This window comes from Epilithonimonas hungarica (assembly GCF_900102265.1).
Lineage (GTDB): Bacteria > Bacteroidota > Bacteroidia > Flavobacteriales > Weeksellaceae > Epilithonimonas > Epilithonimonas hungarica.
The window spans coordinates 349,685-373,647 of record NZ_FNBH01000004.1 but is presented as its reverse complement, the minus strand read 5'-3'; the positions used below and the strand labels follow the sequence as shown (position 1 = coordinate 373,647).

Annotated in this window: 26 protein-coding genes; 4 read left to right on the top strand and 22 right to left on the bottom strand. The window is 36.3% G+C overall.

All coding sequences use genetic code 11. The annotated features are described in order from the left end of the window. Positions 1-190: 190 nt before the first annotated feature. From BLT30_RS16480 to BLT30_RS16445, 7 genes are all read right to left on the bottom strand, one after another. On the bottom strand, positions 191-1,180 hold the full coding sequence (locus tag BLT30_RS16480; protein ID WP_089874658.1) for an aldo/keto reductase: 990 nt from the start codon (positions 1,178-1,180) through the stop codon (positions 191-193). 27 nt (positions 1,181-1,207) lie between these two features. Beyond that, a complete protein-coding gene (locus tag BLT30_RS16475; protein WP_089874657.1) occupies positions 1,208-2,206 on the bottom strand; it encodes an SDR family NAD(P)-dependent oxidoreductase in 999 nt (332 codons plus the stop codon). 316 nt (positions 2,207-2,522) lie between these two features. After that, positions 2,523-2,984, bottom strand: coding sequence for an SRPBCC family protein (locus BLT30_RS16470; RefSeq protein ID WP_089874656.1), 462 nt, complete (start codon positions 2,982-2,984; stop codon positions 2,523-2,525). 241 nt (positions 2,985-3,225) lie between these two features. Next, positions 3,226-3,777, bottom strand: a complete 552-nt coding sequence (locus BLT30_RS16460) for a YciE/YciF ferroxidase family protein (protein ID WP_089874654.1) — start codon at positions 3,775-3,777, stop codon at positions 3,226-3,228. A 39-nt stretch (positions 3,778-3,816) separates the two neighbouring features. Then, positions 3,817-4,575: an SDR family oxidoreductase gene (locus BLT30_RS16455; RefSeq protein WP_089874653.1), complete on the bottom strand. Its 759-nt coding sequence runs from the start codon at positions 4,573-4,575 to the stop codon at positions 3,817-3,819. Between the two features lie 3 nt (positions 4,576-4,578). After that, entirely contained in the window at positions 4,579-5,085 is a 507-nt protein-coding gene (locus BLT30_RS16450; RefSeq protein ID WP_089874721.1) for a CinA family protein, read from the bottom strand. 355 nt (positions 5,086-5,440) lie between these two features. Next, entirely contained in the window at positions 5,441-6,718 is a 1,278-nt protein-coding gene (locus tag BLT30_RS16445; protein WP_089874652.1) for an NAD(P)/FAD-dependent oxidoreductase, read from the bottom strand. 189 nt (positions 6,719-6,907) lie between these two features. Between BLT30_RS16445 and BLT30_RS16440 the strand changes: the two genes are divergently transcribed. Together BLT30_RS16440 and BLT30_RS16435 are read left to right on the top strand one after the other, a co-directional pair. Continuing rightward, positions 6,908-7,369, top strand: coding sequence for a PA2169 family four-helix-bundle protein (locus BLT30_RS16440; protein ID WP_089874651.1), 462 nt, complete (start codon positions 6,908-6,910; stop codon positions 7,367-7,369). A 67-nt stretch (positions 7,370-7,436) separates the two neighbouring features. Continuing rightward, the gene (locus BLT30_RS16435; protein ID WP_089874650.1) at positions 7,437-7,637 is read left to right on the top strand and encodes a hypervirulence associated TUDOR domain-containing protein; all 201 of its coding nucleotides are present in this window, start codon (positions 7,437-7,439) and stop codon (positions 7,635-7,637) included. A 36-nt stretch (positions 7,638-7,673) separates the two neighbouring features. On the opposite strand, the gene BLT30_RS16430 is transcribed toward BLT30_RS16435, so the two are convergent. Both BLT30_RS16430 and BLT30_RS16425 read right to left on the bottom strand, forming a co-directional pair. Beyond that, positions 7,674-8,990, bottom strand: coding sequence for a PQQ-dependent sugar dehydrogenase (locus tag BLT30_RS16430; protein WP_089874649.1), 1,317 nt, complete (start codon positions 8,988-8,990; stop codon positions 7,674-7,676). Between the two features lie 103 nt (positions 8,991-9,093). After that, positions 9,094-11,124: a TonB-dependent receptor gene (locus BLT30_RS16425; protein WP_089874648.1), complete on the bottom strand. Its 2,031-nt coding sequence runs from the start codon at positions 11,122-11,124 to the stop codon at positions 9,094-9,096. Between the two features lie 341 nt (positions 11,125-11,465). Here BLT30_RS16425 and BLT30_RS16420 point away from each other — a divergent pair, with 341 nt between their 5' ends. Together BLT30_RS16420 and BLT30_RS16415 are read left to right on the top strand one after the other, a co-directional pair. Beyond that, entirely contained in the window at positions 11,466-12,536 is a 1,071-nt protein-coding gene (locus BLT30_RS16420) for a serine hydrolase domain-containing protein (RefSeq protein ID WP_089874647.1), read from the top strand. A 134-nt stretch (positions 12,537-12,670) separates the two neighbouring features. Next, positions 12,671-13,810, top strand: a complete 1,140-nt coding sequence (locus BLT30_RS16415; protein WP_089874719.1) for a serine hydrolase domain-containing protein — start codon at positions 12,671-12,673, stop codon at positions 13,808-13,810. 147 nt (positions 13,811-13,957) lie between these two features. Here BLT30_RS16415 and BLT30_RS16410 read toward each other — a convergent pair whose 3' ends face one another. From BLT30_RS16410 to BLT30_RS16350, 13 genes are all read right to left on the bottom strand, one after another. After that, positions 13,958-14,635, bottom strand: coding sequence for a MarR family winged helix-turn-helix transcriptional regulator (locus tag BLT30_RS16410; protein WP_089874646.1), 678 nt, complete (start codon positions 14,633-14,635; stop codon positions 13,958-13,960). Positions 14,636-14,710: 75 nt separating this feature from the next. Further along, positions 14,711-15,400 (bottom strand): lycopene cyclase domain-containing protein, encoded by a 690-nt coding sequence (locus BLT30_RS16405; RefSeq protein ID WP_245707198.1) that lies wholly within the window; start codon positions 15,398-15,400, stop codon positions 14,711-14,713. After that, entirely contained in the window at positions 15,400-15,852 is a 453-nt protein-coding gene (locus tag BLT30_RS16400; RefSeq protein ID WP_089874644.1) for a sterol desaturase family protein, read from the bottom strand. Before BLT30_RS16400 ends, BLT30_RS16405 begins: the two co-directional genes overlap by 1 nt. Position 15,853: 1 nt before the next feature. After that, positions 15,854-16,321 (bottom strand): SRPBCC family protein, encoded by a 468-nt coding sequence (locus BLT30_RS16395; protein WP_089874643.1) that lies wholly within the window; start codon positions 16,319-16,321, stop codon positions 15,854-15,856. 50 nt (positions 16,322-16,371) lie between these two features. Continuing rightward, positions 16,372-17,208: a phytoene/squalene synthase family protein gene (locus tag BLT30_RS16390; RefSeq protein ID WP_089874642.1), complete on the bottom strand. Its 837-nt coding sequence runs from the start codon at positions 17,206-17,208 to the stop codon at positions 16,372-16,374. Position 17,209: 1 nt separating this feature from the next. Next, positions 17,210-18,700 (bottom strand): phytoene desaturase family protein, encoded by a 1,491-nt coding sequence (locus tag BLT30_RS16385; RefSeq protein ID WP_089874641.1) that lies wholly within the window; start codon positions 18,698-18,700, stop codon positions 17,210-17,212. A gap of 42 nt (positions 18,701-18,742) precedes the next feature. Next, a complete protein-coding gene (locus BLT30_RS16380; protein WP_089874640.1) occupies positions 18,743-19,402 on the bottom strand; it encodes a MarR family winged helix-turn-helix transcriptional regulator in 660 nt (219 codons plus the stop codon). A 421-nt stretch (positions 19,403-19,823) separates the two neighbouring features. Next, positions 19,824-20,519: a VIT1/CCC1 transporter family protein gene (locus BLT30_RS16375; protein ID WP_089874639.1), complete on the bottom strand. Its 696-nt coding sequence runs from the start codon at positions 20,517-20,519 to the stop codon at positions 19,824-19,826. 61 nt (positions 20,520-20,580) lie between these two features. After that, entirely contained in the window at positions 20,581-21,750 is a 1,170-nt protein-coding gene (locus BLT30_RS16370) for a DUF3570 domain-containing protein (protein WP_089874638.1), read from the bottom strand. A 36-nt stretch (positions 21,751-21,786) separates the two neighbouring features. Further along, positions 21,787-22,020, bottom strand: a complete 234-nt coding sequence (locus tag BLT30_RS16365) for a DUF4266 domain-containing protein (RefSeq protein ID WP_089874637.1) — start codon at positions 22,018-22,020, stop codon at positions 21,787-21,789. Next, positions 22,017-22,943, bottom strand: a complete 927-nt coding sequence (locus BLT30_RS16360; RefSeq protein ID WP_089874636.1) for an FAD:protein FMN transferase — start codon at positions 22,941-22,943, stop codon at positions 22,017-22,019. Before BLT30_RS16360 ends, BLT30_RS16365 begins: the two co-directional genes overlap by 4 nt. Before the next feature lie 6 nt (positions 22,944-22,949). Beyond that, positions 22,950-23,396 carry a thioredoxin family protein gene (locus tag BLT30_RS16355; RefSeq protein ID WP_089874718.1) on the bottom strand — a complete coding sequence of 149 codons (447 nt, stop codon included), beginning with the start codon at positions 23,394-23,396 and terminating at the stop codon, positions 22,950-22,952. A 68-nt stretch (positions 23,397-23,464) separates the two neighbouring features. Next, on the bottom strand, positions 23,465-23,833 hold the full coding sequence (locus BLT30_RS16350; protein WP_245707197.1) for a hypothetical protein: 369 nt from the start codon (positions 23,831-23,833) through the stop codon (positions 23,465-23,467). Between the last annotated feature and the right edge of the window lie 130 nt (positions 23,834-23,963).

Genomic DNA, 23,963 nt, shown 5'->3' with positions numbered 1-23,963 from the left:
GGTTAGTCCGTAAGAAAATGAACTGACAAAGAAGAAATTTGTAATTCTTTTTAATCTGGCAAATTCGTATCTCAAAAGATTTGTTGGTTAGATTCCTGTATTGGGTATAAAATTCAAATGGCGCCAACTGTCTTTAGTTGGCGCCATTTATTGATTTTTATTAATATAGATCTGCGATTATTCTTCTCTTTTAATATGGCGTTTCAGCTTTATTATAAATTAAACCTTCACTTTTAAGCTCGTACCAAAAATCTTTAGGTATATTAGTATTTAAGGATTCCATATTTTTAATAACTTGCTCGGAATGGCTTGCCCCTGGGATAATAGATACAAATTCTTTTGCAGAGAGTACAAAATGGATTGCTGCATCTATTATAGAGATTCCATGATCTCGAGCAATCTCCGTGATCCTGTCTCTTTTTTGTGTCATCCCCTTTGGGATAACATCTTTATAATTATAACGGTCCCGCCCTGCTATAAACCCTGAATTATAACCAGCTCCAGATACCAGTTTCACTCCTGCTTTGCTAACAGCAGGGAGCAATCTGTCCACAGCATCTTCATGCTCAAGAATCGAATACTGTGTTGCCGAAAGACATATATCAGGATCGGCAGAATCGAGACAATCTAAAATAGGCTCAATTTTATTGACACCCATCCCCCAAGCTTTGATAACGCCTTGATCCCTTAATTCGGAAAGCACCTTAAAAGCACCTTGTCTGGCTTGTTTGAGAAAATATGGATAACGATCTCCTACCTGATCTTCCGACAGATCATGGACATAAATGATATCAATGGATTCAAGTCCTGTTCTTCGCAAACTGTCTTCGATGGATCTTTTCACACCATCTCCAGTATAGTCATGCTTAAAATCAAAATTCAATGGATTTTTCCACATCGTTGGTGGCACTTCCGCTGTCGACACTTCTTTGAATAAACGCCCAACTTTGGTTGAAAAAACAAATTCAGACCTTTTCTTATCGGCAAGGAAATCTCCAAATCTTCGTTCACTTTTCGTCAATCCATACCAAGGAGAAGTGTCAAAATACCTGATCCCAGCGTCCCATGCTGTTTTCAGAATTTCATAAGATCGTTCATCGGATATATCATTAAATGCTGTTCCTATAGCCACACCTCCTATTCCTAATTGGTGTTGCTCTTGTAAAATATTGTGACTCATTGCTGTAATTCGTTTTAAGTGTTTGATCTAACTGTTCTTTTGATTTCTCATATTTGTCTTCACAACAAAGAACAGAAGGGAAATCCCCAAGCCTGCTAAGAAGGCCGTCTTTGTTTTTTTGGATGGTACAGGCAAGATAGTATCGCCATAAATACGATGAGGATAACCAGAAGGTTTTAAAACATTTCCTTCATCTCCGGAAGTATCGTTTGATTTCATCATCAGCCGCATTCCTGCTGAAGCCGTGTTGATAATTAGCTTAGGGAAGGTCTTATAAAGTGTTACCAAAGCTTTGGATCTCAAATCTGGAAATAGGTCTTTCTGAGGATATTTTGCAAGTTGTAATATCTTAGCAGCAGTATCTCGTGGATCTGAAGCAAATGGTGGAATCTTGAAATCCAGACCAGAGTATTTTGCTGAATGCATATTACCGGTCGATCGTTGTATCTGGGGGTATAGATTGGCAATATGTATATTAGGGAAATCCGAAATTTCACCATGAAGACATTCCATCATACCACGGATGCCAAATTTTGTCGAAGAATAAATCGCACTATAAGGAGCAGGCATAAATCCACCTATGGATACATTGTTGATCAATATACCTTCTTCCTGCTTTTTAAATATCGGTAATACACTATAAGCACCATGCATATAGCCAAAGAGGTTGGTCTTTATAACCTGCTCATGAACATCCATCGGTATTTCTTCAAATCGGCCACTTGCCATAACGCCTGCATTATTGACCCAAAAGTCAATTCTTCCAAAGGCATCTAAAGCTTCTCGCGTCAGATGTTGAACATCTCCATATTTGGAAACATCTGTAGGAACTGCTATGGCTTTAGCTTCAAGATCTCCACACAAGCGAAGTGTTTCATCAAGAGCTTCTTTACCACGCGCCGCTAATACTAACTGGCATCCTTCTAATGCAAAAGCTTCTGTGATAGCTCGTCCTATTCCACTGCTTGCTCCTGTGATGACTACTGTTTTTCCCTTGAGACTTTTGTCTTGTAATATTTGTTTCATATTGTGGTATTTTATAATTAGAAATCAGGTAACAGCAAACCACTATCGCACCAAATTATTATCAAAACAAAATTTAACATGAAAACAATTATAATTCAATTAAATATAAACCAGAAAGAGATTCTTACGAATCTCTTTCTGGTTTATATTTTAAAAGTAAGATGACTTGAATGATAGTAGTAAAAAAAACATTACTTGATCTAAGAATCTTATAGTTTTTGCCTGAATCAATAAAATGACCATCCCTCTATACTGAATTTTTTTCCATATAATTGATATTCAAAAATAGATAGAACATCTTCAGCATAATAAGTACTCACTTTTTATTAAATAATTCATTGATAACATCTCTCCTATAATCAAATATATAATCAAGGGTCCGTCTGATAAGAATGAAATTAATAAAATCACCAAAGATCCCAAATGGCACTTCATACCGAAGAATATCCCGCATCAATACGCCATCATTAGAAGGTATAAACTCATGGTAGTGGCTCCAAAACTTATAGGGTCCCCTTAATTGATAATCTATGAAGCTTTGATGGGACCTATATCCTCTGATCTCGCTTTTCCATTTGAGTTTTATATGAAATAATGGCCGCACCGTGTAATCTATTTTCAAACCTTCATAGATCTTGTCATTTTGAAGGTTTGAAACGATTCGAAAATCCATCTCAGGAGGTGAAATGCGAGGAAGATTATAAGGTGATGAGAAAAATTGCCACGCTTCATCCAAACTGCATTCTAAAAACTGTTCCCTCAAAAGTTGATAAACCATTAAACATTTTTTGATATTAGCCTTTTCAACAAATATACCACTTGTATTTTTTGGAAATTGAAATTTCGATTATCTTTCATTCTTATTTCAATTCTCCTACAAAATACTGCTATGATTTCATTATAAAAAAAATAAGAGAGCAATTAATTGCTCTCTGTTTGAAGTTCTCTTCCTGTCAGCATAAAAATGAAGATATTGACACTGACTATAATTTTCAATCTGAGTTTTGGAAGGTTTAATATTATTTTGCTTTAGAATTCAAATTAGTATCAGCAAGTTTAGTCAAAGACCCATCACATTGTTTTTCTTCTTCCAGTGTTGCCAGGAGATTTTTTAGAGACGCTTTTTCATTTAGCACCTTTGCGAAAGCTGCCAACGTTCCATATGTTGCTATTTCATAATGTTCAACCTTTTGAGCTGCTGCAATGATCCCAGCATCTCTTACAGTTCCCGGTTCTGTTTCTTGTATTATACTATTAGCTTCATCTAATAATCCCTGCATTGCATCGCATTTTTTAGCTTGCGCTTTTTTACCAATAGATTCAAAACACTCTTCCAATCGGCTTACATGTTCTTCAGTTTCTATCAAATGCTGAGCGATGGCATTTTTTAATTTCTCATCTGTTGCATTTTTCTGCATCTTTGGTAAGGCTTTTACAAGTGCTTTTTCAGCCCAGTAGATATCTTTAAGACCGTCCTCAAAAAGATCTTTCAAATCCTTCGCAGCATCTTTTTTTGCCGGAGTTTTTCTAACTGCACTCTTTTTTGCTGTGGTTTGTGTTGTAGTTGCCATAATTTTACTTTTTAAATATTAATATTTTGAATTTGATTTTTAGCCATTTATAATTAATCCGCCATTAGGATGGATGACTTGTCCGGTTATTTGTGCAGCGGCCTCTGTTGCGAGAAATAAAAAACTGCCAGCAATTTCTTCTTCGGTCGCATTTCTTTCTAAAGGAGGTTTGTTAGGGTCTTCTTCTTTTTCGTTGAAAGTTTCTTTAGTCAACGGTGTTGCAACAGGACCAGGTGCAACAGCATTCACACGAATACCTTTGGGCTTTGCCTGTAATGCGAGCGATCTTGTGAATGAAACAATTGCCCCCTTGGTTGCACTGTAATCCAAAAGTTGATCATGCCCCTGATAAGCAGTTGCAGAAGTCGTATTGATGATACAATCCCCCATTTTGAGATAAGGAAATGCAGCCTTGGTAAGTAAGATCATTCCAATGATATTGGCATTAAACGTTTCCCGGATCTGCTCCTCCTGTAGATCTGCAATGTTATCACAAGGAAATTGAACTCCCGCATTGTTGATCAAAATATCCAATTTCCCAAATTCTGATACAACTTGATTTACCGTAGCCTTACAGAATTGAAAATTGTTGACATCTCCAGAAAATATAATAGCTTTTCTACCTAGCTTCTCAATTTCACCTTTGGTGTCTTGGGCATCCTTATCATTACTGTGGTAAATAATCGCAACATCTGCACCGTACCTGGCAAGTAAGATCGCGACAGCCCTTCCAATACCACTATCAGCCCCAGAAATCAAAACTGATCTATCTTGTAATTGTAAATTTGTATATGCCATACTCTAAACCGTCATTTGTAAATGATCTCTTTTCACTTCACATCTAAGACAGCCAACAACATATTCCACAAAATAGTTTTGGGCATCTATTGCTTTTGTCATCGGATGCAATTCTATTTTATCACTTCTTACGATCGTTCCTTTATAAGAAATACAGTAGTAAGCATAGATCTCCCCATTGGACTCTTCTACAGGAGTTGCATATCCCGTTGTGGCAATTCCCCATTCTGTATTAAAAAGTTGTGCGACATTTACAGCCATCTGCTCACTGATATTTCTTGATACGCAGTTGGTAGACTTGGCCTCAGAGTGGTCGATATTCAATAGATTTACTTTTTCCTCTAAGGTATATGCTGTTAAACCACCTTTGAAAAATTTTTCCGCTTGGGGAATTTGAGAAAAAGCCATCTGCAGCGACCCTGATGTCACACTTTCGGCAATAGAGACAGTTTCTCCTCTTCTGAGAAGATGCTGACCGATCTTATTCAATGTCAAGTTAGAAGATTCCATAATATTGTAATTTGAAGTAGCTGAAAAAGAATTATTTATATGAGTCTTATCAAACAATTCTTTTGCCAAAATCAATTTGTCTTCAAACCACATAATCAAATATTAACTTAGTATTTTATGATTACAATCACAATATGAAACTTAATAAAGAATCAAAAAAACTCGACTTATCATAATTAAATTAGTTGATTTAATAGAACATCATAATCGTCAATGGATTCTAATCTGACTCCTGTATCCAGATGTACCGTACATCCTCTATTTGAAGAACCAGGACTGATATAGACAATATGATCAATATTGACCATTAAAAAATTTTGTTTAGAAGTATATACTTTGATGAACATATGAAATTTTATTTTTTTGAATCTGTATGAGAATCGATTATCATTCGCAGAGGCTGATCTTTTGTGATGTAAGCATTCATCCAATTGAAAAAGGTTGTCAGTTTATTTCTAAAATTAATTAATGACATCAAATGCACCAGCACCCAGATTACCCAGGCAGGAAAACCGTTGAGATGTTTGAGAGGGCCATTCAGATCAGCCACAGCTTTATTTCTTCTGATAATTGCCATAGAGCCTTTATCATTATATTCGAATTGTATGGGAGCTTTACCTTTCATTTTAGCGATCATATTTTTTGCAAGGAGTTTTGCCTGCTGTATGGCCACTTGTGCCAACTGGGGATGTCCCTCAGGAAATTTGGGATCGCTTGTCATCAATGCAGTATCACCTATCGCATAAACATTTTTTGTTCCTAATACCTCATTGTAAGCATCGACCAATAGTCGATTCCCTTTTCCATAAGATTCCGGTTTAAGACCATTAAATCTCTGTGCTGTGACCCCTGCAGTCCAAAGCAGATTAGAACTGGATATCTTTGAGCCATCCGCAAGATAGACCGTATTGTCTTTAAAGTCTTGCACATTATGTCCCAATCTGATGATCACCCCGTTATTCTGTAATGACTTCAAAGCGTAGGCTTGCGAATTCTTACTCATGGGAGCCAGAAGCTTCGGAAGACCGTCAACAAGGTAGATCTCAAAAGCAAGTCCTTTAAGTTCTGGATAATCCTTAAAAAGAATATCTTTCTTTAGTTCGGTGAGCATACCTGCTATCTCAACACCGGTAGGCCCTCCACCTGCAACGACAAAAGTCGTCAACTGATCTCTCAGATCTTTGTCAGTGGTTCTGGAAGCCTCTTCTATCCTTTTAAGCCATGTATTCTTCAAATATATAGCATCCGTAATGGTTTTCATAGGAAGCGCATGTCGACGTATACTATCAATGCCAAAGTAATTAGTTACTGTTCCGGTTGCAATGACTATTTTATCATAACTGATATTTCCTGTACTTAATATCGCAGTATTATTCTCTGTATCAATCTCAATAAGTTCACCCATGATAAATGAAAAATTGGCATAGCCACGAAAATGTTTTCGGAAAGGATAAGTGATATTGGAAACATCCAGATAACCTGTTGCAACCTGATATAACAAAGGGGGAAAAAAATTGTAATTATTTTTATCTACCAGAATGATATGAGATTCAAGATCTGCGTTCAGTAATCGTTCTGCAAGCTCTACGCCGGCAAAACCGCCGCCAACAATTATAATATTCTGATTTTTCATAAGTTATATTTTAATTACCCATAAAAAGCATAACCACAATCAAGCCATAAATTCATCTTATTTATCCTTATTAAATGGTATAAATTTTGAAAACTAACAAAATACATTCATAATTCTGACGAAAGAGAAGCATTTAGGAACTACACTCTTTATGAAAAGAATACTTTCACTAATCTTAATTTATAAAAAATGGAAACTCAGGAAAATATAAATACCCTCAATGATCTTCTTCATGTTGTTTACGACAGATTAAAGGGATTTGAACAAGTTGAAGGGAAGGTATGGGAAGTAGACGCCGATTTAAAAAGGTCATATGAGGATATTACATCACAAAGTAAGATAATGAAGAATGAACTGATCGATTTAATTTCTGAAAAAGGTGGTAAGGCGCAAGATAATCCGAGTCTTTCCGGAACACTTCATCGTACATGGATCGATATTAAAAATGGTTTTACCGTAGATAGCTTACAAAGATTGACACTGAACGATGTTCTATTTGGAGAGAAAGCAGCCATCCAAATTTATCAGGAAGCCTTAGATAGTGGAACACTAGATCAAGGCAGCCGAAGCATAGTCTCTGAGCAGCTAAAGAAAATTAAAGACTCAGCTCACTATTTCCAGGGTGTTTTGGATAATTACAAGTCTAATTGAGAAAATAAAACAGCTATTTTGAATATTATTCTATAATTCGCCATAGCAATTTTACAAAGCTTATCGTATGTTAAAAATAGGAGACCATGTCAAATGGAGGTTTCAAAACGGAGAAACTCATGGCATCATTATAAAAATACACACCTCAGATTTCACCTTCATGAACCGCCAGAGACGAGCCTCGGAAACAGAACCTCAATATGAAGTAATGAGTGAAAAGACAGGTAAGACAGCAGCCCATAAAGCTTCTGCTTTGAAGAAGATCTAAACATGAAAAAAAGCAACTCTAAGAGCTGCTTTCTGTTTATTTCTTATTGTAAGCTACACGCCAGACAATGCCACTTACATCATCGGCCACCAGCAAAGAACCATCAGCAATCTGAAGCACTCCAACTGGTCGCCCATAAACATCTCCCTTAGCTTCATCTGCTATAAATCCTGTTAAAAATGGCTGGTAGGGTCCAGTCGCTTTACCATTTTTGAAAGGTACATAAGCAACCTGATAACCCACTAGCGAAGAACGATTCCAAGAACCATGCTGGCCAATGAATGCTCCGTTTTTATATGACTCCGGAAATTGATTTCCCGTATAAAAAGTCAATCCCAACGATGCTGTATGACTTCCAAGCGGAACATCGGGAACGATTGTCTTTGCTACCAGATCAGGCTTCTCCCCTTTTCTTCTGGGATCCTCATTTTTACCGAAATAAGCATAAGGCCAGCCATAGAATGCATCTTGTTTTACGCTGGTCAGATAATCCGGAACCAGTTCATCCCCAAGTTCATCCCGTTCGTTTACAACAGTCCACAATTGACCTGTAACAGGATTCCAGCTCATACCCACAGGATTTCTCAAACCTGCTGCAAAAATCTTTTCCCCGCTTCCGTCCAGATTTATCTCCAGGATATTGGCTCGTCGAACTTCATTTTCCATTCCATTTTCTCCAACGTTGCTCCCTGACCCTACAGAGATATAAATTTTTGACTGGTCTTTATTGGTAATTAAATTCCTTGTCCAGTGGTTATTGTAACCTCCAGCCGGGAGACTGACGATCTTTTTTCCTGGTTCTGTTATTTTTGTTTCTCCGACCTTGTAAGGGTAAACATATAATCCATCGGTATTGGCAACATAAAACTTATCTTTTATGATAAGCATTCCATAAGGCTGGTTCAGGTTAGATAAAAATACGGATGAAGATTCCGGAATGCCGTCTTTGTTTGCATCACGATAAAGGATAATCCTGTTGGCGGACCTACCTCCAACCTCAGCATCACTTTTTCCACTTATATCATTTATGATCTTATCTTTGGCAGAACGCTCAGAATTGGAAAGAACTACAAATATATCTCCATTCTCTGCCTGGATCATATTCCGAGGACTCTTAATTCCATCGGCAAATCGAGTGACAGTAAAACCTTCCGGTGCAATTGGAGTTTTGTCTTTTGGCCATCCAATGACATTGCTGAACTTATTTTTAGCACCCTTCTCATCTGGTGCCGGCAATTTCAATGTATCGGTCTGGGTGATTGCTTCTACATTTTCCTGCCGATTCGTTTTATTGTCATTCTGCTTGCAGCTGAAAAATAACAGCGCCGTAATTGGTAAGAGATAATTTTTCATAAGTTTATATTTATAAAGGATTTGATGTAAACTTAGAATTTACAAACACTATTCCTTAGAAATAAATCTATATTACGAATCCTTAATAACCTTGTCTTTTAATTTAAAAATCCATCTGTACACCCAGTATAAAATTCCTTTTGGCCGAAGGATTATAATAACGTTGTCCAAATGCATTGATATCAAATCCTAAAACATAGTCTGTATTATAAATATTTTGGATTTGTAAGAATAGATCCAGTTTTGTTTTATCCATTGCCAAAGGAAATCGGAATTGGATATTCCCAATTAAATTTGATTCCGAATAAACAGAATTCGCATCATCTAAAGGCATTCCTGAAGTATAAAAATGAGAATAATCTACCGAAAGTTTTTTGAAAAAAGTAAAATCCAACAAACTGTTTATTGTGGTTCTTGGAACTCCGGTTAGGTCGTTTCCTGAAAAATTATTTTCATTTTGCTGATAATTTTTAAACTTAAAATCATAGAAACTTCCGGAAAATCTGAATTTGAAACTGCTGAAAAAATCATTTTTGAGATTAAAATTTTTAGATTCCAACAAAATCTCAAAGCCTTTCTGTACCGTTTCTCCAGCATTGACAAAGTACTCCTGCCCTGCATCGTTTTGACGTCTGACTATCGCGTCTTTCATACGAAAATCAAAATAAGATGCTTCAATAAAAAAGATATTACGCCATTGTTTTCTAATACCTACTTCTTTATTCCAACCGTGTTCCGGACTCAATGCATTATTAAATTCTTGATCAGAAGCACGGATCTCTTCGTTAGTGGGTGCCGAATTTCCTTTACCCAATTTGGCAAGAACAGAAAATCCATCTCCAAATAAATAATTTACACCAAAATTAGGAAGCCACTGGTTTTTAAAGCTTACTGACCCTTTTTCATGTGTTGGATAATATCTCGAATAATCAAACGAATTTGAGTTAAGACTGACAGAAATATCCGTAAACAGTTGTTCTGCAATATTTAAACTTTGCGATAAAAAATAGAATCCTGACGTATTTTTAATCTGATCAAAGTTTTGAGAATCACCTTTGATTCCGCTGTTGTTATCATAATTTCTGACATCAATATCATTAACACCTCCTTCAAAACCCAAGCGATAGGATAATGATACTTTATCCCATATTTTTTTATAGTTAAAATGAGTTCTCAGAGCGAAGTTGCTCTCATAGCGATTTTCATAGTTGGTAATGAATGGATTCTTAAAGTCGACATAAGACCCCTGAACCATTATGAAATGTGAAAAATCTGGAGTGAAGTCAAAATCATTGGATAGTCCAGCCAATACCATTTTATTACGAATACCAGCATCCTGCTCTTTAGCTCCAGGTGCCGTTGCAGTAGGTGGTCTTGCCTGCTTAGGATCTTGTTCCATCTGTCCCAATGTCAATCCGCCTGGCGTTTGATAATCCAAATCGGAATACATCAGCATTGCTTTTACAATACCTTGATCAGAATACTGGAAGTCATCTTTGACAAAAAACTGTTTTCTTTTCATCCGAGACTGCTCACGGTACGAATCTGTCTGGTAATAGTTTTGAAATACTTCAAAAAAATGTTTCCCAAAAGTTTTTGAAAAATTGAGACTCTCGCTGAATGTTCCATAACTTCCTATCGAAAGACCAGCTTTTAGCTCATCCTGTTCTCTCGTTTTTAAAATAACCGTGCCTCCAGTAACTGATCCGTAATCACCACTTTCCGGACCTTTGAATAATTCTATCCTGTCGATTAACAGCGGTGAAATCACATTAAAATAAGTATTACCCGAAGCATCTGATAGTATAAAATCGTCTAAATAAACTTTGACATTCCTGACCCCAAATGGCGAGCGTAATGTGCTTCCCCTGAGTGATAGCCTGTAACTTCCCGGTGAACGCTCTTCCATTCTTACTCCTGCTATTTGATTTACAGATTCCAATAATCTTTCTGGTAAATTTTGCAAAAGCAAATCTTTTGAAACAATGCCCACTGATTTCGTAGAAGAAATAAAATCACTTGGTTTTTTATATGCATCAATATGGACTTCGGAAATTAGGTTGGTGGAGTCTTTTTGTTGAGAGAAAGCCCAGCCACAAATAATAGTAGAAATGAAGAGATACAATTTTGCCATTTTTTAACAATACAAAAACTGTACTTTTTTATTAGCCTTTCTTATTTAAATTCTAGAATATACTGAGTTATATATAAAAGCTTTATTTTTTTAGACTCTATAATGGGTAGATATTAAGAACAATCACAAAAGAATACCGTACAAGTTAAGGCAATAAGCAATCAGTAAATTTTGAGGGGAGAATATCGATTCCTCTAAACCAAAGCTATAAGAGAATTCTAAGAACTTTACAAAGAATACTTTTGTCAAAACCATTTTTCTATATAATTTCATCATTTATTACTACTTTGTATTGCATAGTATTAATAAATAAATATATCTTTGCATAAAATCACACCATTATGCAAAGACTATTTTTATTATGTTTTATTATTTTGTTTTCAGTAAGATCGAATGCCCAGGAGCTGAATCGAAAAATTGACAGTCTCATCCAATCTGAATTCAAAGAGCCCAATGGACCGGGCGGTGTTTTCCTTATCGCAAAAAAAGGTAAACCTATTTATGAAAAAGCTTTCGGAATGGGCAATCTTGAATTGGATTCAAAACTGAATACAGGCAGTGTATTTCAAATCGGTTCTATGACCAAACAGTTCACGGCAATTGCCATTCTGATGTTGGAAGAACAAGGAAAATTAAAAGTAGATTATCCCATTTCCAAATATATCCCTTCTTATCCCAACGGTGATAAGATCACTATTCATCATCTTTTGACCCATACTTCCGGTATCAGGGATTTTACAAAAATGAAAACCTTGCAGGACATTGCTCAAAAAGAAATGACACCGCAACAGATGGTCGATTTCTTTAAAAATGAACCTGCAGATTTTGCCCCGGGAGAAAAATTCGAATATAACAATTCAGGATATGTAGTCCTAGGTTATATCATTGAGCTGGCATCTGGAGAAAAATACGAAGATCTTATCAAGAAGAATATATTTGACAAAGCCGGAATGGCGAATTCTTATTATGCCAGTGATAGGAAGATCATCAAGAACAGGGCATTTGGTTACCATAAAAAAAGTTCGGGCTACGTTAATAAAACGATCATCAATTTCAGTGTTCCTTTTTCTTCAGGTTCATTGATGTCAACTTTGGACGATATGCTCAAATGGCAGAATGCCTTAAATCAAAATCTATTATTAAGTCCGAAAGAAGAGGCTAAAGCTTTTACCAAGTACAAGCTTAATAACGGTCAGGAAATAGAATATGGCTATGGATGGCACCTGAAAAACATCAACGGAACCCCGACCCGTGAGCACGGCGGCAGTATTTTCGGATTCAAATCTATGGCGGTTTATATCCCGAGTGAGGATATTTATGTATTGGGATTCAGCAATTGTGACTGCAACTCTCCTACCCAACTTGTAAAGGATATGGGTAAAATGGTTCTTGAAGACCTTAAAACTAAATAAATCCATCTTACATTATTCAAATTTTAAAAATGGTTCTTAATCTCACAAAATCCAAAAACATATCTATTATGAAAAATCTTAAGACAAATTATTCTTTTATCTGTTTTCTTTTCGTTATATTTTGTATCCAAAATATGGTGGCACAAACTAAAGTCAATATCAAAAATGATAAAAATAACTCGATTGACAGCCTTATCGAAAAGAAAATGGACCAGACAGGAATCGTTGGGATCGGAGCCGCCATTATCATAGACAAAAAACTGGCTTGGACAAAAGGATACGGCTTTGCAGACAGAGAAAACAAAATTCCTTTTTCACCTACAACCATTATGAATATTGCCTCCATAAGCAAAACTTTCACGGGATTCTGCATTATGAAAGCGGTAGAGGAAGGAAAGGTCGATCTGGATGAAGACATCAACCATTATTTGCCTTTCAAAATTATCAATCCTAATTTTCCGGATGAAAAAATTACCTTGAGACATTTGGCCACCCATACTTCCGGCTTGGCAGATCGTTATCCTTTTTATACGGATAGTACTTATTTTTATAACGGTCAGAGGCCTGAACCACTCGGTGATTTTTTAAAAAACTATTTTGTAAAAGGCGGTAAACATTATGATAAGAATAATTTTCTAAATTCCAGACCAGGCACAAATCGCGACTATTCCAATATAGGAGCAGGTCTTGCAGGCTATATCATTGAGTTGAGAACCGGTAAAAAACTCGATGAGTACAGTAAAAAGTATATTTTCAAGCCTTTAAAGATGAAAAATTCAGGTTGGAATCTATCTGAGATCAACTTAAAAAAACACTCCAAAGCTTATCAAAAGGAAGACGGTAATATAAAGTCAATACCGCTTTATGAAGGCATAACTTATCCAGATGGCGGCGTGCGGACTTCTGTAGATGAACTTTCAAGATTTTTCATCACCCTGCTGGATGATGGAAAATACAACAACACAAGATTACTGAAAAAAGAACTGGCAAAAGAGATGGTCCGTTTTCAGTTCACGGAATCTAATAAGCCTGAAAATGTCAAGCCGGATAAGCTTAATTCAGGAATTTTCTGGGCAACAAAAATGGGCGGCAAAAGGATTGGGCATAATGGTTCTGATGCAGGCGTAAGGACATTCATGCTTTCTGATTTAAACAAAGAAATAGCCGTCATTGTATTTTTCAATACTTCATTAAGTGAAGCCGATGAAAATAAATTTTTCGAGGTCTATGAGGATCTTTACAACTATGCTTCAGAACTAAAGATCAAAAAATAGCATATACAGACCGGAAAATCGAGAGGTATTATCAAATAAAGATTTTTCCACACTATATTGAAATTAAATCCTAAGAACTTGAATGCAGAATAGCAGTAACGGACATATCTTTAGGATGAATATTTAATAATAGCTGCAAGTTCTATATCAATCTTTAAATGGATATTCATCATATACCCTGTTGATGAGCTCATCAGAATGAATATTTCGTAAAAAAATAGGAGAATGAAAACGATCCAGTTTGTTGAGAATACGGATCAGATCCATTTTTTCCTTATGGTCAAGATCTCCCGAAACAATATTGGTAGCCTGGCGAATTTTATCCATTTGTTTTTCCAAGGCCGACAATCCTCTTTCAGAAATACGTATCAATTTACTACGTTTATCCAAATCTGAATTTGTCTGTTCAATAAATCCCTGACGTAAGAGCCTAGCAATGATAAGCATACCGACAGGTTTATCATGGATATTCCTTTTGATAAGTGCCATTTTGCTCATTTCACCAAAAGCCTTTAGATTGATCAGATAAATAAAATCTTCCTGAGTAGAAAATTCAGAATCTGAGATCGCAGACTTTGAATACGTTTTTGCATATCGGTTCAGATGGACTAGTAAAGTACTTATAGCGCTTTCCGGAGATCTTCCATTCTCTTTGCCTTCCCAATAAGGATCTTCATCAGCAATTTCATGTTCTTTTCTATACTGGTTACACACCCAGGACCTAAAACCGTCAATAGTTGATGGATAGTGCCCCTGAACTGTTTTGTTATCCGACTCAAATTTCTCAAGAAGCGTCAGACAATCTTTGACAAGTGTGAAATTCATTTTATTCAAATAGTATACAAATATACCTAATTCACCGAGAATTTAAATTTTGCCAACAAATAAATAATCCGATAATCATCTATCTTTTGTTTTGGTTATTATTTTAAAGAAATAAATATTCAATAAAAACTGGCTATAGCCATAAACGGCATCTTCAACAGGAATAGTGATCATTCTAATTCCTAAAATTTCTTCAGGATCGTAATTAACGACCGGCGAGGGAATTACTGAACCTGTGAGGATTCCATTTACCGCGAAAAATCCCGGCATCAAAACCAGATAGACAAAATTTGCTTTTCCTATCCATTGTTTTTTAGCAATGAAATGTAGATAGCAAAGTACGAACACAGTGACAATCACAGTCAGCAAAGTATATATTTTGTGATAATAAAGAAGGCCTATAACACTGAGAATAATAACAGATGTAAATACAATAAGGTTATTAAAAGCACCTGTCCAGTCCAGATCAAAAAATTTCTCCAGACAATAATAAGTAAATACACAGGCAAAAGGAATACAATAAAAAAACATCCATTCTTCAATGGGAAGTCCCGCGAATTTAAAACCTAAAGTATAATCAAGGTCAAACCACCATACCCCGATTCCTGTGAACCAAATATCCCATATAATAAAAGGAATGGCCACGATGGTGGATGAAATCATAAACTTTCCGAAAAGCTTGTTAAACTGTATCCTTCTGTCAAAAGAAGCTAAAAAGCATATAATGACAGTGAAAAAATTTATCAGTATGTAAGTATAGGCCATCATCTTCTATTGAAGTACATTTTAAAATATTTAAACGGCACCCACAAAAAGCCAAAGCATTCTCCTTCTTCTTTCCCCAGATGTTTGTGATGTTGTTTATGGGCACGTCTTATAGCAAGAAAATAGGGATTTTTTGTTTTTGCAAATATCTTTGCCCTCTGATGGATAAAAATATCATGTACAAAGAAATAGGCCATTCCGTAAAGGCTTATTCCAAGCCCGATAAAAAACCAATAGCTGAAATCCTGCCTTACTCCGAGATATAATAATGCGATGGCAGGACTTGCAAAAATGAAAAAAAACAGATCATTCCGCTCAAGTTTACCGTCGTTGCTATGATCATGGTGATCCCGATGAAAAATCCATAGAAAACCATGCATGATATATTTATGAATCAGCCACGTAACTGCTTCCATAGAAATAAAAACGCACAAAACAATCAAAAAACCCATCTTAACTATGCTTACTGTTAAAAAGATCATTCAAAACCCTGTATCTAAAATCAAAGATATTTTTCAGTTTCTTTTTTACAAACAGCTGATGAGCAATGCGACCTAAAAACCCCAACGGAAGCTCATAATCTACAGTATCTTTTATGAGCACCCCTTTATCATTTGGAATGAACTCATGAAAATGATTCCAATACTTATATGGACCTTCTTTCTGAAAGTCGGTAAAACTTTTATGCTCTTCTACATTTCTGATAATGGTTTTCCAGCCCATTGGGATTCCCAATACGGGAGAAACTTTATAATCTATTTCCATTCCTTCAAAAATGGGCTTGTCATCAATATCTGAAAGAACCACAAAATTCATATTGGCAGGAGTTATCTTAGATAAATTATGGGGTGATGAAAAAAACTTCCATGCTGACTCAATAGTGCAATCCAGTTGCTGTTCTCTATATAATTTGTACATCATTTCATTTGTAATATTTATATGTCTATAAATGTTTTAACATAGCCCAATCATCATAAATAAGCAGATTTATATCTAATATAGCTTTTAAATGCAACTAATAATTTCTGTGAATTGGCAATCCTGATCCTTTGCTGCAAAATATGATGGGAACTTGTTCTCTTTATTTTTTCAAACAATGACAGATAATATCTGTAGGCCAGATAAACGCCAAACAAGGAAGAGCCCGGCAACCTCTTGATTCCCTTTAATGCTTCTCCAAACTCTTCTTCGATCTCTTTTTCGATACTAGCCTTTATCGAATTGTCAAAGACCGACATATTCAGACCCGGGAAATACGTTCTACCTAATATCTGGTAATCATCTTTCAGGTCCCGTAAAAAATTAACTTTCTGAAAGGCGGAACCGAGTTTCATCGCAAAAGGCTTGAGTTCCTTAAACTGCTGTTTGTTTCCCCCGGTGAATATATACAGACACATAAGACCTACAACTTCTGCCGAACCATAGATGTATTCGTCATAAAGAGCTGAACTATACTCTATCTTCCGGAGATCCATTTCCATACTGTGCAAAAACTGATCGATAAGCTGGATATCAATTTCATATTGACGAATGGTTTCCTGAAAAGAATGTAAAATGGGGTTGAGAGATATTCCGTCTTCGAGTGCATCATAGGTCTCTGCCCTTAATCTTTTCAAAAGTTTTTCCTTGTTGTAACCATGAAAACTATCAACGATCTCATCTGCCAGACGAACGTATCCATAAATGGCATAGATCGCAGGTCTGATGGAAGGCTTCAAAGCCATTATTCCCAATGAAAAACTTGTGCTGTATTTCTGGGTCGTGTACTTACTGATCTCGTAAGACAATTCATCAAACAATTTTTTCATATTATTTTATTTTTAGTTTACTAACTTCAGTTGCTACAATTTTTCCGGAAATAATTGACGGTGGCACCCCCGGGCCAGGAACAGTTAACTGTCCTGTATAAAAAAGATTCCTGATCTTTTTATTTCTTATTTTAGGTTTTAAAACTGCTGTTTGTGATAATATATTCGCTAATCCGTAAGCATTTCCCTCATAAGCATTGTAATCTGAAATAAAATCACTTACACAATAGCTTTTTTTATATTCTATCCTGGAAATAAGATCATTCTCTCCTGTATGATTCTCAATTCTCTTAAGCATTTCCTTCAGATACTTTTCCCTTACAGATTCTTCATCGTTTATTCCAGACGCAAGAGGAAGCAGCAAAAACAGATTTTCACAATTTTCCGGAGCAACACCAGAATCTGTTTTTGAAGGACAGCAGGAATAAAAGAGGGGTTGCTCCGGCCATCTCTTATCTCTGTAAATACTATCTATATGATCATCCAGGTTATTTTCAAAAAATAAGGTATGGTGTTTTAAATGTTGGATCTTTCCCTTGATTCCCAAATAATAAATTAAACATGAAGGAGCAAAGGTCTTGGATTTCCAGTATGCATTGTCATAGTTCCTTAGAGATTCAGGTATTAATGTTTCCGTATGGTGGTAATCTGATGAAGCGATCACTACATCAAATTCATGATCTTCTCCATCCACACTTATTGAAGTGATCTTTCCGTTTTGTGTATTTAGTTTCTGTACCTCATGACCAAAATGGAAAGTCACACCCTGCTTCTCTGCAACCTCTTTCATTGCCCAAACGAGCTGGTAAAAACCTCCCAAAGGGTATTTCGTCCCCAAGACATATCCTCCATAATTCATTAGACTGTAAAGGGCAGGAATATTCTGGGGAGCGGCCCCCAGGAAGATCACCGGAAACTCCATCAGCGATCTTAGTTTCGAATCTGAAAAATAACTGGATACATATTTTCGGAAATTACTCAGCAGGTCTAATTTGAGTGCACTTACTGCTATTTTTGGGGAAGCAAATTCCAGCCAGTTGTGGCAGGGTTTTGTCACAAAATCCTTCATTCCTACCTCATATTTGAATTTTGCAGACTGCATAAATTTATCATACTTCTTGGCTGATCCGGGTTCTATTTTTTCGAATAACTCACGGATGGCCTCATTTTTCTCGGGAACCGAAACCTTCTCTTCTGAAAAGACCATCTCAAACTGAGGGTCCAATGAAACCAACTCATAGAAATCAGAGACGTTGCAATCAAAATCACGAAAAAAACCTTCGATGATATCAGGCATCCAATACCAGCTGGGACCCATATCAAAAATGTAACCTTCCGGGGTCCTAAATTGTCTTGCACGCCCTCCAGGTTGATCGTGCCTTTCAAATACATGCACCTCATTTCCTGACTTTGCAGCATAAGCGGCTGCAGAAAGTCCGGAAAATCCAGATCCTATCACAGCAATTCTTTTTCTTAATTTTCCATTACCCATTTTTGACCTATTTAATAGTTTTCTACGGTACTTTCAAACTTGCTAGTTTAGCTTTTCATAAGCCTTATCCAGAAGATCCGTCGCATCGAGATCCGTTCTATAAACCGAATAATGAAACTCATCCAATTTGGAAAGGATACCTATAAGAATCATTTGTTCAGGATGGGTAAGGTTGGCTGTCACCACTTTGGAAGCCTTACGGATCTCATTCATATGTTTATCAAGAATATCAAGGCCTTTCTTGGTTATCTGGATAAGTTTTATTCTTTTATCTTTATCAGAAACAGTCTGCTCAACCCAGCCATTATTTATTAATCGATTGATCACAAGCATACCTGCTGGTTTTTCATGTACATTATGTCTTATCAGATCCATCTTTGACATCGACCCCAATGAATTCAGGCTAATGAGATAGATAAAATCATCCTGACTGCTAAACATTGAATTAACCACAATGGACCTGGAATATGATTTAGCATATCGTACTATTCTCACAAGCAGCGTATTGATAACACTTTCAGAACTTCTTCCAGATTTCTTGCCTATCCAAGTCGAATCTTCTAGCTCAGAATTATCTCTGAAGCAAGTATTCATCCATTTTGTAAACCCATGAATATCATTGCTGTATAAAGCCTTACTTTCATTTTGTTCCATAAATTGCCGGACAAGTTCCACAACTGCTTTTATAAGATCAAAATTCATTTTAGATTATTTAGATTACAAATATACTAAATAAACACAATTAAAGATTATAAATAAACCAAATAAATACTTTTTATTGTCTTATAATTTTATAAAAACATTATGTAATGATTTTGGTCTACCTCCATAAGAAAATGAACATTTAATAGAATTTAGAAAGTTATTTAGACCTAAGAAATTCAACAAAGGTCAGATTTACAGCGGATTGACTTTCTTAATTAGGCTGGACGATCACAAGTGCTTGCCGAATCTCTTTTTGTACAGATCTGAGCCGGAACTTTTACAATTATCATCACTTTAACTCATACTATATTAGGAAATTGGCATATGGATATTTCAGGGAAAAATTATCTTATTAAAATTTGAAAAAAAAGACTGCAATTCAAAACTACAGCCTTTTTTTTATCTGATAAATTGATCTTTACGCAACAGAAACCCCGAAGAGATGCCCGATCAAAGCCGTAATGCCCATCGCCACGGTTCCCCAAAAGCAAATTCTCAGTACAGCAATTCCCATTTTTGAGCCACCTGTTTTTGCTGAAATTGCTCCCAAGATCATTAAGAACACAATTGAAAATCCATACTGGAAATACACCATTTGCTTGATTGGCGCTAAAAGTGAAACCGCCAAAGGAAGCAACGCTCCCAAACCAAAAGATGCAAATGAAGCCATCGCCGCCAGCAAAGGTTTTGCCTGTGTGATTTCATTAATTCCCAATTCATCGTGAGCGTGAGCCATCAAAGCATCATGCGCCGTGAGTTCAGTGGCAACTTGCAAAGCCGTTTCCTTGCTCACACCCCTCCTTTCATAGATTTTTGCCAACTCCTGCAATTCTATTTCAGGCATTTCTTCAAGTTCGTGTTTTTCTCTGGCCAGATCTGCTTTTTCCGTGTCTCCCTGGGAACTCACAGAAACATATTCGCCTGCAGCCATTGACATTGCACCGGCAATCATTCCGGCCAAAGCGGCGAGAATTATTGTATTTCTTTCCGGCGAAGCAGCTGCAACACCAATAACGATACTCGTCGTTGATAACAAGCCATCATTCGCTCCTAAAACCGCTGCACGAAGCCATCCTACTCTATTGATGTAATGTTTTTCTAATTGATGATGCATACGTTTTCCATTTAAAAAAATGACTTGTCAAATAATATTCAACAAGTCAGCTATTAAAAATTTATTTGAATCTTAAATTTAACGAAATAATATCAGAAGTCATCCCGACAGATTTCGTATAATGTCCGTACCTGATCTCGAGCATATTTAACCTTTCAACTCCGAATAGACCATTTTTAGGATTAAATCTGATTCCAGCTCCGTAAAAATTACTGTTGAATTTAGACAGATCATAATTGCTGGTGTAATAATCGTCGAAAGCAGTGTGCTGTTGGTAAGGCGCAAAATATTTCGCCGCACTTTGTGAATAATACCTGTAAAAAGGCGTCACAGAAACAAACGGCGAGATTTTCACAGGCGTTTCCAGGCTGATCGTATTAGATCTCAAACCCCAATCATCCGTATAATATCGGTAATAAGCCCTTACAATGAACTTATCGCCTAAGAAATAATTCGCCCTTACTCCTACCGGAAGTTTAAACCTTGTATCTGGTAAGGTTTCCTGATGAACGGAGCTATCATTGAAATAAACCCTGTGGAAAGGCAAACTTAAATAACCAGTTTGTTGGACAGCATCTGTAAGAAATTCTACTTGAAAGTTTTGGTTGATAATTTGAGAATATGCCAAAGACAAAGCATAGGTATTTCTTCCGCTAGTTCCTTCGTTTGCTGCAGTTCGCAATTCGATGGGAGCGATTAATTTCACCTGATCAAAATAGGCTTGGAATTTTGCGGTAAACTCTCCCATTCTATTGGGTGTTTTTTTCGCAAAACCAATATTGGCACTGTAAGATTGATAATCAAACTCTGAAGAAGCAGAAACTCCAGCCAAAATCGTCGTTCCTTTGCTTTCGTTTTCTCTGCTCCAACTTAGCGCAGGATAGATCCTTGTATCGGCGTGAGAAGCGGAGGAATTAGCTTTCAGATCGATCATATCCGAAGAGGCGGAAGTATAATGATCGATCCCAACACTGAAGCCGAACTTGTTTTTTCTTTCTTTCTTATCATATTTTACCAAAGTGATATCAATTGAATTCGAGATATCATTCAGCTTTTCCGAGCCTGTTCCTCCGGTTACGGCCGAGTTATTTCCATCCTGCTTATAATAACTTGAAACCAGATTGGCTTCATCCAGTGTTAGTTTTTTAGGTTGTTCGTTGCTTGTGTTTTCCTGGGCTTTTGCGTTGAAAATTCCCAAAAGAGCAATGACACTTACTATAATTTTTTTCATGTTTTAAATCAAAATTAAATGATACTACTCCTTATTTTAGTTACAACCACAACCACCTCCAACTTTTCCGGCATTCGCTCCGGAAGAGCCTTCCCGGTATGACTGAAAACTCAGCTCCGTTTTTTCTATGGTTCTGTTTCCCAGCGCCATCTCGGCATCGTTCAGTTTATTTTTTTCATATTCTTTTACGGTTGTACAAGATTGTACAGAGACAACGATCGCAAAAAAACACACCGCTATTTTTATTTTAATTCTACTATTTCTTTTCATTTTAAATTGATGTTTTGAGATGAATAAATCTTATTCTGATCGTCGATGATCACGCATTCTAAATGATTGATTTGATCCACCATATTTAGTGCAGCATCGATTCCCATGATGCTTACGGGAGTGGCCATTGCATCGGCTATTTCTGCATTCGGACAAAAAACAGTGACACTTTTCACGCCCGAAACCGGCATTCCTGTCTTTGGATTGATGGTATGGGAGTATTTTTTACCGTTGATCACGACAAATTTTTCATAATTTCCGGAAGTTGCAACCGCCATATCTGTAATATTCATGTAAGAAAATGGCTGTTTCGAGTGGTCCGGATCCGCAATCCCGATCGTCCAGGGTTTTCCATCGGCTTGATTTCCCCAAGTCGTTAAATCTCCGGAAGCATTCACAATCCCAGAAACAACACCTCTTTGCTGAAGAAGCCTTTTCGCCATTTCTGCAGCGTAACCCTTACCGATACCTCCGAAACCAATGCGCATTCCTTGTTCTTTCAGAAATACAGTTTGGTTTGCCGGATCCAAAATAATGTTCTGATAATTAACCAATTTCAAATGGTCTTTGATCAATTCCGGATCTGGAAGTTGCTGCATTTCACGGTCAAAATTCCAAAAACTTTTATCGATACCTCCATAAGAAATATCAAAATATCCATCGGTAATTTTGCTGATCCTGATGCTTCTTTCAATTAAATCAAAAATTTCTGCATCCACTTTTACAGGTTGTATTCCTGCATTTCGGTTGATAAGATTGGTTTGACTTCCATCATTAAAGGTTGTTAAAAGTCTTTCAATTCTGCGTATCTCGTCAATCGCAGCATCGATGTGACGATTTGCAGATATTTCGTCTCTATCAACAACGGTAATTTCAAAAGCATTCCCCATTAATTTTTGAGGTCTTTTGAATTCTCTCAACATATAAGTTTATTGTTTTTGAGTTTCTTTGATTTCTCTGATCTCTTTGCTGAACGCCAAAGCATCACCGGGAATAAGACCTTCCCAAGTTTTGAGAACTTTCCCTTCAGCATTTAATAAAAGCGTGTAGGGAAAAATTCCCTTTTGGTTATACTGATCGGCAAGTGAAGCATTTTCTTTTTTGAGTTCGGCAGAAAGCTGATTTTTTTTATTTCTCGGAAAATCCGCATTGAGATATACAATGACATTTTCGGTTTCCAGTTTCTTAAAATCTTCAGTTTCAATAATGTTCTTATGAAGTTTGATGCACGGGATACACCAGTCTGAACCAGAAAAGTTGAGAAGAATAAGTTCTTTATTCTCTAATGCTGTTTTTTTTGCTGTTTCCCACTTGTTTTGAGCGTGAAAAACGACTGAAAACACAACCAAAAACAGGGTTGAAAATATTGTTTTCATAGGATTTAAATGAAATTTTGTTTGACGGAACGCAGTTTTTAAATTACAAAAAACTGTTTTAAACATAGTTATGAAAACAAAATTTTTGGTGGTTCCCAGACCGAACCAGCGAATCCCTTATAGCAAAAGTCTTCATCTTTGGACGGAATTTTATGTGATCGGGATTCTTTGAAGTTATTATTCTTAGATTCAAAAATAAATCCTGAACTAAGGGTAAAAATCAAGGTCAATGTATTGGAATGGACAATGAACGGAAGCTTTCTGTCCTTACCATAATCTCCGTCTTTTGCAGGATGATCGTAATGTGTTTTAAGAAAAGCGACCAAAGGCATTTCCGGATTGAGTGCTTTATGCTCAAAATAATGTTCAACTAAAACAGGAATTTTTAAAAGCTGATACAATTCGGTTGTAGAAACCAAATATAAAGTAAGAAACACTATGGAAATCAACTTTTTCACCATTCAAATTTAAACAATGTTTTGTTAAGAACGGTTTTAAATAAGTTTATATAGATTATTAGCTCAACAAAGCATAATACAATGCCAAAACAAAGATCAAGTCTTATCA